We start from the raw sequence: 12,976 nt of genomic DNA on the forward strand, positions 1-12,976 counted from the left end.
CTCGGGCGTGATCTCCAAAGTGTTGGTGGCCAACCGCGGCGAAATCGCGATCCGCGCGTTCCGCGCCGCCTACGAGTTGGGCGTTGGCACTGTCGCCGTCTACTCGTACGAGGACCGCAATTCGCTGCATCGCTTGAAGGCCGACGAGTCGTACCAGATCGGGGAGCCGGGGCACCCGGTGCGCGCGTACCTTTCGGTCGACGCGATCGTCGAGACGGCGCAGCGCTGCGGGGCGGACGCGGTGTACCCCGGTTACGGATTCCTTTCGGAGAATCCGGAATTGGCCGCGTCGTGCGCGGCGGCGGGCATCACCTTCGTGGGGCCGGACGCCGAGGTGCTCAAGCTGACGGGCAATAAGTCGCGGGCGATCGGGGCGGCGCGGGAGGCGGGACTGCCGGTGCTGCAGTCCTCGGCGCCGTCGTCCTCGGTGGCGGATCTGGTGTCGGCAGCGGAATCGATGCGGTTTCCCTTGTTCGTCAAAGCGGTTGCCGGTGGCGGCGGTCGCGGGATGCGCCGGGTGACCGAGAAGTCCGCTCTGCCGGAGGCGATCGAGGCCGCCAGTCGTGAGGCCGAGTCGGCATTCGGCGACCCGACGGTCTATTTGGAGCAGGCAGTGCTGCGCCCGCGCCACATCGAGGTACAGATCCTGGGTGATACCCAGGGCAACCTGATTCACCTCTACGAGCGCGACTGCAGCGTGCAGCGCCGCCACCAGAAGGTGATCGAGCTGGCGCCGGCACCCAACCTTGCCGACGAGCTGCGCGAAAAGATGTGCGGGGACGCGGTCGCCTTCGCACGGCACATCGGATACAGCTGTGCCGGCACGGTCGAGTTCCTGCTAGACGAGAACGGCGAGTACGTCTTCATCGAGATGAACCCGCGAATTCAGGTGGAGCACACCGTCACTGAGGAGATCACCGACGTCGATCTGGTGTCCAGCCAGCTGCGGATCGCGGCGGGGGAGACGCTGGAAGACCTGGGCCTGACCCAGGGCGGCGTGCGTCCGCACGGCGCGGCACTGCAGTGTCGTATCACCACCGAGGATCCGGCCAATGGATTCCGGCCGGACACCGGCCGGATCAGTGCGCTGCGCACTCCCGGCGGCGCCGGTATCCGCCTGGACGGCAGCACCAACCTAGGTGCGGAGATCAGTGCGCACTTCGACTCCATGCTGGTCAAGCTGACCTGCCGCGGCCGCGACTTCAAGACCGCCGTCAACCGTGCCCGACGGGCCATGGCGGAGTTCAGGATTCGCGGTGTATCGACGAATATCCCTTTTCTGCAAGCGGTTCTGGACGATCCCGCCTTCCAGGCCGGCCGTATCACCACGTCGTTCATCGACGACCGCCCCCGGCTGCTGACCGCCCGTACGTCGGCCGACCGCGGCACCAAGATCCTGAACTATCTGGCCGACGTCACCGTCAACCAGCCGCACGGCGCTCGGACGTCAAAGGTCTACCCGCAGAACAAGTTACCCGAGATCGACCGGGAAGCCGAGCCGCCGCACGGATCGCGGCAACGGCTACTGGAGCTGGGTCCCGACGGATTCGCGCGCTGGCTGCGGGAATCACCGGCCGTGGGCGTGACGGACACGACGTTCCGTGATGCGCACCAGTCGTTACTGGCGACCCGAGTGCGCACCAGCGGACTGATGATGGTTGCGCCGCACCTCGCGCGTACCACCCCCGAGTTGCTGTCGGTGGAGTGCTGGGGCGGTGCCACTTACGATGTGGCGCTGCGCTTCCTGAAGGAGGACCCGTGGGAGCGGTTGGCCGCGCTGCGCGAGGCGATACCCAACATCTGCCTGCAGATGCTGCTGCGCGGCCGCAACACGGTTGGCTACACGCCGTATCCGGAGATTGTCACGACGTCATTTGTCGAGGAGGCGACGACCACCGGCATTGATATCTTCCGGATTTTCGATGCGCTAAATAACCTGGACTCGATGCGGCCGGCGATCGACGCGGTGCGCGAAACTGGTTCTGCGATAGCTGAAGTCGCTATGTGCTACACGGGCGATCTCTCCGACCCGGGCGAGCGGCTCTACACGCTCGACTACTACCTGCGATTGGCCGAGTCGATCGTGGCGGCCGGCGCGCACGTACTGGCGATCAAGGACATGGCCGGGTTGCTGCGGGCGCCGGCCGCACGCACCTTGGTGAGCGCGTTGCGTAGTCGCTTCGACCTGCCCATCCACGTGCACACCCACGACACCCCGGGCGGTCAGTTGGGCAGCTATGTGGCCGCCTGGCAGGCCGGTGCCGACGCGGTGGACGGGGCCGCCGCGCCGATGGCCGGGACCACCAGCCAGCCGGCGTTGAGTTCGATCGTGGCGGCCGCCGCGCATACCGGCTACGACACCGGGCTGTCGCTGTCGGCGGTGTGCGCCCTGGAACCGTACTGGGAGGCGCTGCGAAAAGTGTACGCGCCGTTCGAATCCGGTCTTCCCGGCCCGACCGGGCGGGTGTATCACCATGAGATCCCCGGTGGGCAGCTGTCGAACCTGCGCCAGCAGGCGATCGCACTGGGGCTCGGTGACCGGTTCGAAGAGATTGAGGAGGCGTACGCGGGCGCCGACCGGGTGCTGGGCCGGCTCATCAAGGTCACCCCGTCGTCGAAGGTGGTCGGCGATCTGGCTTTGGCGTTGGTCGGATCGGGATTGACTGCCGACGAATTCGCCTCCGACCCAGCCCGATTCGACATCCCGGACTCGGTACTGGGTTTCCTGCGTGGTGAGCTGGGCGATCCGGCCGGCGGGTGGCCCGAGCCGCTGCGTTCGCGGGCGCTGGAAGGTCGCGCCGACGCCAAGCCGTCCCCGGAGTTGACCGACGATGACCAGGCCGCGCTGTCGGTTCCGGGTCCCGACCGCCAGGCGACTCTCAACCGATTGTTATTTCCCGGTCCAACAAAGGAATTCGAGGATCACCGGGAAGCTTACGGCGACACCTCGCAGTTGTCGGCCAATCAGTTCTTCTACGGTCTGCGACAGGGCGAAGAGCATCGGGTGAAGCTGGAACGCGGGGTGGAACTGCTGATCGGGCTGGAAGCCATCTCCGAGCCGGACGAGCGCGGCATGCGGACGGTGATGTGCATTATCAACGGACAGCTGCGGCCGGTGCTGGTGCGTGACCGCGGTATTGCCAGCGCGGTGCCGGCCGCGGAGAAGGCGGACCGGGGCAACTCCGGCCACGTCGCCGCTCCGTTCGCCGGCGTCGTCACCGTCAGCGTCTCCGAGGGCGACAAAGTCAGTGCGGGGGAGACCATCGCCACCATCGAGGCCATGAAGATGGAGGCGCCGATCACCGCGCCCGACGACGGCGTGGTGGAACGGGTGGCCGTTTCGAGCACCGCGCAGGTAGAGGGCGGAGACCTGCTGGTGGTGCTGAGCTGACGCCGGCGACGATGCAGAGTGTAGCGATGAGGAGGAGCGGCGCCGTGTTGTTGGCGGCGACGATGCAGAGTGTAGCGATGAGGAGGAGCGGCGCCGTGTTGTTGGCGGCGACGATGCAGAGTGTAGCGATGAGGAGGAGTGGCGCCGTGTTGTTGGCGGCGACGATGCAGAGTGTAGCGATGAGGAGGAGTGGCGCCGTGTTGTTGGCGGCGACGATGCAGAGTGTAGCGATGAGGAGGAGTGGCGCCGTGTTGTTGCCGGCGACGATGCAGAGCGCAGCGATTTGACGCGGATCATCGGGGGCGCGGCTCGGGGCAGACGCCTCGTAGTTCCCCAGCGGGGGACGAGACCGACCACCGACCGAGTCCGCGAGTCTTTGTTCAACATCCTGACGGCACGCATCGACCTGACGGGTCTGGCGGTGCTTGACCTCTATGCCGGATCGGGCGCGCTCGGATTGGAAGCTTTGTCGCGCGGCGCGGCGTCGGCGCTATTCGTGGAATCCGATGCTCGGACCGCGGCCGTGCTGGCGCGCAATATCGATGCGGTGGGCCTGCCCGGTGCAACAGTGCGTCGTGGTGCGGTGGCTGCCGTGCTCGCGGCTGAGACCCGGTCGCCGGTGGACCTGGTGCTGGCGGATCCGCCCTACGAGGTGGAGACCTCAGACATCAACGCAGTGTTGTCGGCGCTGCGTGACTGGACGAGGGAGGGCACGGTGGCCGTGGTGGAACGTGGTGTCGGCAGCGCACCGCTGACGTGGCCGCGGGGCTGGTCGGTATGGCCCGAGCGCGGTTACGGCGACACCCGGTTGGAGCTGGCCGAGCGGGTGTGAGCCGCCGTGTAGCGTCATCTCCCATGAGTGGCGCGGTATGCCCAGGGTCATTCGACCCGGTCACGTTGGGTCACATCGACGTTTTCGAACGCGCCGCGGCCCAGTTCGACGAGGTGGTGGTGGCCATCTTGGTCAATCCCGCCAAGAAGGGCATGTTCAACCTGGAAGAGCGGATCGCGATGATCGAGGAGTCGACGGTGCACCTGCCGAACCTGCGGGTCGAGGCCGGTCAAGGCCTGGTCGTCGACTTCGTCCGCGCGCGTGGGATAAATGCGATTGTCAAAGGTCTGCGTACCGGCACCGACTTCGAATACGAACTGCAGATGGCGCAGATGAACAAGCACATCGCCGGCGTCGACACGTTCTTCGTGGCTACCGCGCCGGAGTATTCGTTCGTATCGTCGTCGCTGGCCAAGGAGGTCGCGATGCTCGGCGGAGACGTGACCGCGTTGCTGCCCGAATCGGTCAACCGGCGGCTGCGTGAGCGGATCAACAACAATCGGTCCTAATCGTCTTGGGACTAGGGCCTGAGACGCGCCCGATCAGGCCAGCCGGGAATTCGACATTGCCGGAATGCCGTTGGGGCGCAGCGGCTCATGGCTGCTGTGTCAGCGGCGACGGCGCTGGTGCGCCGTCGCGGTAGGGACTGGGTCGCAGACGGTCGGTGCACCACCACACCGTCGGCACGACTGCACCGCGGGGCAGGATGACCTGGTTCCACACATCGTTTCCCCACCGCCGCGCTTCTTCCAGCCTCGCGGCGTCGCGTACCGAATCGCGCCGCACCCACCTGCCGCCGCGAGGTGGTCCCGACAACAGCAGCACGTAATCCTGGTCGAGCCTTGCATCACCGACCAGGTCGAGCCGGTCGCGCTCGGCCCAACCGGAGAAGATCTTGATGAAGGCCGGCTCCACCGTGTCGAAGATGTAATTGCGTAGCCCCGCCATGTCGTTGCGCTGCCAGAAGCTGGCGATGCGTCGCTCCGCTAGTCCCGACAGGTCGACGAATTTCAATCGGCTGGTCAATGATGCGCCGCCCCCATCTACTGCCAGCAGGGTCCCGTCGCGCACACCGAGGATATCGGCGTAGCCGTTGAATAGGTAGCCGGTGTTCTGCGCAATATCGCACAGCCCGGCAGACGGATTTCGCTGAAAGTCGCGAGCGGCAGAGAAGAACCCGCTGACCGTGAGCGCCGCGATCACCGCAGCGGTTGTGCTTGCCACCCACCGACCACGGGTTGAGACACTTGCTAGGACTGGCGTTGCCGCCAACGTCACCGTCAGGGCTGCCAGTGGCCAGACCGGTGTGGCAAACCGATACTCGTCCATCCAATCTGGTTGCAGCACAGCATAACTCGTGAAAGCGAGGCTAAGCGGCACCAGCAGCACCGACACAGCTCTGGCCGTAGCTCCGCCGCGACTCAGCGCAAGGGCGACCGTTGCGGCACAAAGCAGTGCGGTGAGCCAGCCGACGTAGGCGATCAGGATTGCGGGCCGATTCAACGCGTCGAGACCGGGCAGCCCTTGCCCGCCGTATCTCCTTGTGGTGCCGGGCTATCACTCGACCAGCGACGCCGGCCGGGATTCTTCTGGTCGGCACAGACGAAGGCCAACTGGCCGATTCGACTGATTCAGGTCCAGATGTCGCTCATCTATCTCGCGGCGGCGCGATCGAAGTTGGCGGGCGAGACGTGGCTGAACGGCACTGCGGTCGCCTATGCGTTGCGCATCGACGACATGCGACGGGTGCCACTGCCTCAGTGGCTCGTGAACAACGCGCTCGCGATGAATGTGATGACCTGGGGCGCGATCGCGATCGAGTTGACAGTCGCGCTATTGGTATGGCTCCCGCGCTTTCGCGCGTGGGTGCTGGCCGGTGGTGTGCTGTTGCACTTGATGATCGATGTCCACATCCAGATCGGCATATTCAGCTATGCCACGTTGGTCATGTACCTTGCGTGGCTCTCACCCGAGACGGTAAAACAACTGCCGGACAAGCTAAGTCACACGTTGAACTGGCGTGGCCGCAACTCGGACACGCACCTACCGGACGACATGGAATCAACCGATGCGGCACCTTCGGATTAGGCGAGCTGCACGCAGTGTTCGGCGTCGATCGCCTTTTCGCCCGACCCTCGGTCGGCGGTCAACGTGCCATCCTTGGCCACACTGAAGTTTACGCAGGCGCAGTGGTCGGTCCAATCGCACTTGGGCTGCGGCTTGTCCCTGCGCCAGTAGTGCCCTCCCTTCCGATTCTTGGGGCGGCGGTATTGGCGTTGCACCCAAGGTTGGCGCGGCCACCTGGCGAAACCTTCTGGAATTTTTGGCGCGTAGAGTGACTAGCCATGACATCGCAAGCCGTCGTCGGCAGCTTCGCGACTGCGATCGTCGAGGAACGTTTGGAGGATGCCCGTCGGCTGCTGGCTGACGAGTTCGTCGCGTACGAGGCGGGCGGACTGCCGTACAGCGGCGAATATCATGGCCCGCAAGGGTTTTTCGAACTGCTGGGGAAGATGACCGACGCCATGGATCTCGCGATGGGCGAGTCGGTTCAATATTTGTTGGCGGACAACACCGTTGGACTGCGGTCCCGGGTGACATTCACCGCGCGGGCGACCGGCAAGAGCGTCGAGATGGGTCTGGTCGAGGTATACACGGTTCGCGATGGGCTAATCGTGGAACTCGATGTCTACTACAAGGACCCCGCGGCGGTCGCCGCCTTGCTGGAGGCGTAGCGCTGTCTTCGGGGAATGGGTTACGGTCCTCCTGTGGCGGAGACCGTGCTGATTACCGGAGCTTTCGGCCTGGTCGGGGTCGAGACCGTGCGACGGTTCGCCGCCGACGGCTGGCAGGTGGTCGCCACCGCTCATCGCAAGACAGCGGGATTGCCACCCCGGGTGCAAACCCGGCGCGTCGACCTGACCGACGCCGATCAGATTGACTCCGTGGTGGCCGAGGTGTCGCCCGACGTAATTGTCCACCTCGCCGCCGTCATTCCGCCGTTGATCTACCGCGACCCGGCGTTCGCCCGCAAGGTGAATGTCGATGCCACAGCCGCGTTGGTGCGCGCGGCAGAGAAGCAACCGAATCGGCCCCGTTTCCTGCACGCATCCAGCGCCGCCGTATATGGCTCGCGCAATCCCCATCGCCACACCGAGCCGCTCGGCGTGGATACGCCGTTGCGACCGTGCGAATTGTATGGGGGACACAAAGTCGAAGCCGAGCAGATTGTGCGGTCGTCGAGTCTGGACTGGGTGATCTTGCGGCTCGGCGGCGTGCTAAGCGTCGACCCATCGGCCATGCCGTTCACCACCGACACGGTGTACTTCGGCAGCGCAATTCCTGCCGACTGTCGGGTGCACTGCATCGATGTGCGCGATGTAGCAATGGCTTTCGCGGCGGCGGCGCACGCTGCTGTCGTTGGAGAGATCCTGTTGATCGCCGGCGACGACTCACATCGTCTGATGCAGGGTGAGATCGGTGCGGCCATGGCGGCCGCGCAGGGCATGGTCGGCCTGATGCCGCAAGGTCTGCCCGGAAACCCGGACAGCGACGACGACTGGTATCTCAACGACTGGATGGATGTCGCCCGGGCACAAGAGTTGCTCCAATTTCAGCACCACTCGTGGCCGGAGATGTTGGCCGAGTTGCAAGCGCAGGCCGGTTGGAAGCGTTACCCGAGACGGTTGATCGCACCGTTGGTGCGCCAGATGATGAAACGACATGCAGCCTACCGGGACTCAACCGGTCAGTACGCCGACGTATGGCCGGCTTTGAATGCCAGATTAGGCGCCACCGCGATGGACATCACCCGTGCCGAATAAGGTCAGCCGACCTCAGAACACGATCGTCTGGTTGTCATGCACGATCACCCGGTCCTGGCAGTGCCAGAGCACGGCACGCGACAGCACTGCGCGCTCCACGTCGGCGCCGACGCGCACCAGATCGTCGACGGTGTCAGTGTGGCTGACGCGCACCACATCTTGTTCGATGATCGGGCCTTCGTCGAGCACCTCGGTGACGTAGTGTGCGGTCGCGCCGACGAGTTTGACGCCTCGTTCCCGGGCACGTTTGTATGGGGCGGCTCCGATGAACGCCGGCAGGAACGAATGGTGGATGTTGATCAGCGGGCAGCCGACCGCGGCGAGGAACTCCGGCGTGAGTATCTGCATGTAGCGGGCCAGCACCACCAAATCCACATTTCCGCTGAGCAACTGCAGTTGGCGCTGTTCGGCTTCGGCGCGGGTGTCGCGGGAAGCGGGAATGTGAATGAACGGTATTCCGAAGGGGCGAACCCGCTCGGCCAGGTCTGCGTGGTTGGCGATTACCATCGCGATCGACATCTGGAGTTCGCCACGACGATTGCGCCACAACAGGTCTAGCAAGCAGTGGTCGTCCTTGGAAGCCATGATGGCGACCCGTTTAGGCTTTGCTGCCTCGGTGAAGCGGTAGTCGATGCCGAACTGTTCGGCGACGGTATCAGCGAACTCGCGTTCCAGGCCGTCGATCGCAGCGGTGAGACCGGGCAGGTGAAAGATCGCGCGCTGCAAAAAGGTTCCGTCTTCGGGCGCGGTGGAATGCTGGTCCAGCGAAATGATGTTGGCCCCGGCTCCGGATAGGAAGGCGCTCACCGCGGCGATGATTCCCGGACGGTCGTGGCAGCGCAGCAACAACCGTCCGATGTCGGCGGGTGGAGGGGGACCGGCAGGCCGTTGCGGAAAGTTGCCTGGCTCTTTCGGTGTGGACACCGTGGCCCCTTTCGCTGTGAAGATTTCGCAGGCCAGGATACCGCCCGCCGATAGATGTGCCGGCAGCTATGGCTCAGGTTCGTCGACCTGCACGCAGAGGATTGGTGGTAGCGGTTGGTGCGTGGTGATGACCACGATCGAGGTCGGCAAGCCATTGGGTTGGCTCAGTTTGCCCGACATGAGCGGGGCGCGACCGCCGAGGAGCGGGGCGTCGTGGAAACGCTGGCCGACAAATTTAGGTCAAGAATGTAAGCACCACAGTTTATTTCGTTCACGACCAATATGGAGCGGCGAGCGTGCAGGAAATGCCCACCGCAGTGGCCTGTCGCCGTATCTGTTCAGTGGCAATCGTTCCCGCTGTGCCCGCTGTGCTCAGTCTCCGGCGGCCCACCCATCATCCGCAGCATCGATTTTCCGCCCGAGGTGAAGAACCGCAACACCAACGCCGCCGCCAGCGCCAGGAAGGCGATGTTCAACCACGTCGTGTAGTTCCACGAGATCCCGGCCGACATAACCATCGCGTTGCGTTGGCTCGGTATCAGACCGACTGTGCCGAAGATCAATTCGACCAGGTAGCCGGCCATCACCATCGCGGCGTAGAACGTAGCCAGCAGGGTCAGCATCATCCGGGTGCCGTAGTACTTGCGGTAGATGTTCAGGATCGGCAGGATCAGCAGGTCGGCGAAGATAAACGCGATAACCCCGCCAAAGCTGATGCCGCCGTTCCACAACACCGCGGCCAGCGGCACATTGCCGATCGAGCAGACGAACGATGCTATCGCCACCAGCGGCCCAACCAATGGGCCCCACACCGTCGACCATGCCGGGTGATTCGCCAAAAAGAAGTCTTGCCAGAACGTTTCGGGAACCCAGGCCGCGATCGCGCCCGCGATCAGCAGGCCGATGACCAGATCTCGCAGAATCGCCAGCCACTCCATTACGAACACGTGTGAGACCGAGGTGAAGCCCGGTCGGGAAAACAGCCGCCGCCAGAACGACCCGTCTCCTCTAATTGACATGTCCATGGCCGCGTGGCCTTCCATGGAACCGGCAATGCCCTTGTCGGCCTGCTCGTGGGCGGCCTCGATCAGCCGCGACCGCACGAAGAGCCGGAACAGCAGGGCCAGCACGATGATCATCAACGGGCCGCCGACGAACTCCGCGGCGGTGAACTGCCAGCCCATCAGCAGGGCCAGGATTATGCCCAACTCCAGCACGAGGTTGGTCGAGCCGATCTGAAAGGCCATGGCGGCGGTGAAGTTCGCACCCTTGCGGAACAGCGATCGGGCCAGGGCCACGGCGGCGTAGGAGCACGACGACGATGCCGCGCCCAGACCTGCCGCGACGGCCAGGGTCCGCGGCCGGTCGTCGCCCATCAGTGCCACGATCGTCGAACGGCGCACCACGGCCTGTACCACCGCCGACAGGGCGAAGCCCAGGATGAGTGCCCAGAGGATCTCCCAGGTCATCGAGCCGGTAAGGGACAAGGCGTGGCCGATGGCCGGTAGCACATTGTCCATTGCGAGAACCTCCGTCGGTTAGGTTTTAGCGCATTCAGCCACACATATACCCCAGTGGGGTATATGTCAAGGCAAACCTCGACGGCCGAGCCCTGGAAGCCGCCGAGCGGGCACTCCAGAGGGCAAACTGCGCGGTGGCGGCTGATCGCTGAATGCCAAGAACCCGCCGACGGCGATAGGCTGGTAGCAAACCACGTGCGTAGGGGTGGTCTGCGGGTCCGAACCGAAAAATTCGAACCCGACACACCGGCGTCACCACCGCCGTCACAGACGTAACACCAGGCACACTGGTAACAACCGGGATTTTATTGCAGGACGCCAGGAGGGTGTGGCCGTGTACCGAGTCTTTGAAGCGCTCGACGAATTGAGCGCCATCGTCGAAGAAGCCCGTGGCGTGCCGATGACGGCGGGCTGCGTGGTGCCCCGTGGCGATGTGCTGGAACTGATCGACGACATCAAGGACGCCATCCCCGGCGAACTCGACGACGCTCAGGACGTGCTCGATGCCCGCGATTCGATGCTGCACGACGCCAAGTCGCACGCCGACTCGATGGTGTCCTCGGCGACCACCGAATCCGAGTCGATGATCAACCACGCCCGCGCCGAGGCCGACCGCCTGCTATCCGACGCCAAGGCCCAGGCCGACAGGATGGTCGGCGAAGCGCGCCAGCACAGCGAGCGGATGGTCGGGGAGGCGCGCGAAGAAGCCGTCCGGATAGCCGCGTCGGCCAAGCGCGAGTACGAGGCCAGCATCAGCCGCGCCAAGTCCGAGTGCGACCGGCTGATCGAGAATGGCAACCTCTCCTATGAGAAGGCGGTGCAGGAAGGCATCAAGGAGCAGCAGCGCCTGGTGTCGCAGAACGAGGTGGTGCAGGCCGCGCACGCCGAGTCCACCCGCTTGATCGACACCGCGCACGCCGAAGCCGACCGGCTGCGCGGCGAATGCGACATCTATGTCGACAACAAGCTCGCCGAATTCGAGGAGTTCCTCAACGGCACCCTGCGCTCCGTCGGCCGGGGGCGTCATCAACTGCGCACCGCTGCCGGCACACACGACTACGTGACGCGCTAAATCGCCGACATCCCCGCAGGCCGTGGCGCTACCGACCGGTAGCCGTAGGATTCCGGTATGGCCAAGCGGCATAGCCAGACGACGCATCGACACGCATCCGGACCAATGGCAATCGACATCGCCCGGTTGGGTCGACGGCCCGGCGGAATGGTGTTGGTTCGCCAGACCGTAGACAGCCCGGTGCGCATCGGTTTGGAGCTGATCGCGATCCAGTCCGGTGCGCCCGTCGACCTGGATCTGCGACTGGAATCGGTGTCCGAGGGCGTGTTGGTGACCGGAACAGTTACCGCACCGACCGCCGGTGAGTGCTCGCGCTGCCTCTCGCCGATCGAGGGGCGGGTGCAGGTTGATTTGACCGAGCTGTTCGCCTACCCGGACAGCGCTACCGAGGCGACTACCGAAGAAGACGAGGTTGGCCACGTCGTCGACCACATGATCGACTTGGAGCAGCCGATCATCGATGCCGTCGGCCTGGAACTGCCGTTCTCTCCCGTATGCTCGCCCGATTGCCCAGGTCTGTGCCCGCAGTGTGGAGTTTCGCTGGCCGCCGAACCGGGCCACCACCACGATCAAATTGACCCCAGATGGGCCAAGCTGGCCGCGATGCTGCCCCCGCCGGAAGGGGAACAACGGTGACCCCGTCGCCGCAGAGTCTGCTTGACGCGCTCGGCGTGGACCTGCCCGACGAACTGCTCTCCCTGGCTCTGACCCACCGCAGCTACGCCTACGAGAACGGCGGCCTGCCCACCAACGAACGGTTGGAGTTCCTCGGCGATGCGGTGCTGGGTCTGACCGTCACCGACGAGCTGTACCACCGCCATCCCGAACGTACGGAAGGCGACCTGGCCAAACTGCGGGCCAGCGTGGTCAACACCCAGGCGCTCGCCGAAGTCGCCCGAAAGTTGTCCGACGACGGGCTAGGCGCCCACGTGCTGTTGGGCCGCGGTGAAGCCAACACCGGCGGTGCCGACAAGGCCAGCATCCTGGCCGACAGCATGGAGTCGCTGCTGGGGGCCATTTACCTGCACCACGGCATCGAGGTGGCGCGCGAGGCGATCCTGCGGTTGTTCGGCCCGCTGCTGGACGCGGCACCCACCCTGGGCGCCGGTTTGGACTGGAAGACCAGCCTGCAGGAACTCACCGCGGCGCGCGCCCTGGGAACGCCGTCGTACCAGGTCACCTCGACCGGGCCGGACCACGACAAAGAATTCACCGCGGTAGTCGTGGTGATGGAAACCGAGTACGGGTCGGGAATGGGCCGTTCCAAGAAGGAAGCCGAACAGAAGGCGGCTTCGGCCGCCTACAAGACGCTCGAGGCAGGCGAAGCGCTCGGTTCGGTGGGGAACCCGTCTGCCTCATGACCCGCGTCCGGTCGCGCCGCCGGCGAAAGTGAACGACCCGACGGCCGCGCGT

13 protein-coding genes are annotated in these 12,976 nt (G+C 64.9%); 10 read left to right on the top strand and 3 right to left on the bottom strand.

Going from position 1 to position 12,976, the window contains the following annotated elements; translation table 11 throughout:
- The first annotated feature begins 7 nt into the window (after window positions 1-7).
- Genes H0P51_RS09855 through coaD form a run of 4 tightly spaced genes read left to right on the top strand, consistent with a single transcriptional unit; the run spans window position 8 to window position 4,732 of the window.
- Entirely contained in the window at window positions 8-3,391 is a 3,384-nt protein-coding gene (locus H0P51_RS09855; protein WP_180917732.1) for a pyruvate carboxylase, read from the top strand.
- A gap of 26 nt (window positions 3,392-3,417) precedes the next feature.
- Window positions 3,418-3,678, top strand: coding sequence for a hypothetical protein (locus tag H0P51_RS09860; protein WP_180917733.1), 261 nt, complete (start codon window positions 3,418-3,420; stop codon window positions 3,676-3,678).
- A complete protein-coding gene (gene rsmD, locus H0P51_RS09865) occupies window positions 3,675-4,223 on the top strand; it encodes a 16S rRNA (guanine(966)-N(2))-methyltransferase RsmD (RefSeq protein ID WP_180917734.1) in 549 nt (182 codons plus the stop codon). Before H0P51_RS09860 ends, rsmD begins: the two co-directional genes overlap by 4 nt.
- Window positions 4,224-4,246: 23 nt before the next feature.
- The gene (gene coaD, locus H0P51_RS09870) at window positions 4,247-4,732 is read left to right on the top strand and encodes a pantetheine-phosphate adenylyltransferase (protein WP_180917735.1); all 486 of its coding nucleotides are present in this window, start codon (window positions 4,247-4,249) and stop codon (window positions 4,730-4,732) included.
- 85 nt (window positions 4,733-4,817) lie between these two features.
- On the opposite strand, the gene H0P51_RS09875 is transcribed toward coaD, so the two are convergent.
- The gene (locus H0P51_RS09875; RefSeq protein WP_180917736.1) at window positions 4,818-5,447 is read right to left on the bottom strand and encodes a hypothetical protein; all 630 of its coding nucleotides are present in this window, start codon (window positions 5,445-5,447) and stop codon (window positions 4,818-4,820) included.
- A 300-nt stretch (window positions 5,448-5,747) separates the two neighbouring features.
- Here H0P51_RS09875 and H0P51_RS09880 point away from each other — a divergent pair, with 300 nt between their 5' ends.
- From H0P51_RS09880 to H0P51_RS09890, 3 genes are all read left to right on the top strand, one after another.
- Window positions 5,748-6,311, top strand: coding sequence for an HTTM domain-containing protein (locus H0P51_RS09880; protein ID WP_180917737.1), 564 nt, complete (start codon window positions 5,748-5,750; stop codon window positions 6,309-6,311).
- Between the two features lie 257 nt (window positions 6,312-6,568).
- Window positions 6,569-6,958, top strand: coding sequence for a nuclear transport factor 2 family protein (locus H0P51_RS09885; protein WP_180917738.1), 390 nt, complete (start codon window positions 6,569-6,571; stop codon window positions 6,956-6,958).
- Window positions 6,959-6,991: 33 nt separating this feature from the next.
- Window positions 6,992-8,047: an NAD-dependent epimerase/dehydratase family protein gene (locus H0P51_RS09890; RefSeq protein WP_180917739.1), complete on the top strand. Its 1,056-nt coding sequence runs from the start codon at window positions 6,992-6,994 to the stop codon at window positions 8,045-8,047.
- A gap of 12 nt (window positions 8,048-8,059) precedes the next feature.
- Here H0P51_RS09890 and purU read toward each other — a convergent pair whose 3' ends face one another.
- Together purU and H0P51_RS09900 are read right to left on the bottom strand one after the other, a co-directional pair.
- Window positions 8,060-8,995, bottom strand: coding sequence for a formyltetrahydrofolate deformylase (purU, locus tag H0P51_RS09895; protein WP_180918867.1), 936 nt, complete (start codon window positions 8,993-8,995; stop codon window positions 8,060-8,062).
- Between the two features lie 314 nt (window positions 8,996-9,309).
- Window positions 9,310-10,491, bottom strand: coding sequence for a permease (locus H0P51_RS09900; RefSeq protein ID WP_180917740.1), 1,182 nt, complete (start codon window positions 10,489-10,491; stop codon window positions 9,310-9,312).
- A gap of 334 nt (window positions 10,492-10,825) precedes the next feature.
- On the opposite strand from H0P51_RS09900, the gene sepIVA reads away from it, so the two are divergent.
- The 3 genes from sepIVA to rnc are packed head-to-tail and all read left to right on the top strand — an operon-like array spanning window position 10,826 to window position 12,924.
- Window positions 10,826-11,563, top strand: coding sequence for a cell division protein SepIVA (gene sepIVA, locus H0P51_RS09905; protein ID WP_180917741.1), 738 nt, complete (start codon window positions 10,826-10,828; stop codon window positions 11,561-11,563).
- Between the two features lie 57 nt (window positions 11,564-11,620).
- Window positions 11,621-12,199, top strand: coding sequence for a YceD family protein (locus tag H0P51_RS09910; protein ID WP_180917742.1), 579 nt, complete (start codon window positions 11,621-11,623; stop codon window positions 12,197-12,199).
- The gene (rnc, locus tag H0P51_RS09915; RefSeq protein WP_246398538.1) at window positions 12,196-12,924 is read left to right on the top strand and encodes a ribonuclease III; all 729 of its coding nucleotides are present in this window, start codon (window positions 12,196-12,198) and stop codon (window positions 12,922-12,924) included. Before H0P51_RS09910 ends, rnc begins: the two co-directional genes overlap by 4 nt.
- Window positions 12,925-12,976 lie beyond the last annotated feature (52 nt).

The organism is Mycobacterium vicinigordonae (genome assembly GCF_013466425.1).
GTDB classification, from domain to species: Bacteria; Actinomycetota; Actinomycetes; order Mycobacteriales; family Mycobacteriaceae; genus Mycobacterium; species Mycobacterium vicinigordonae.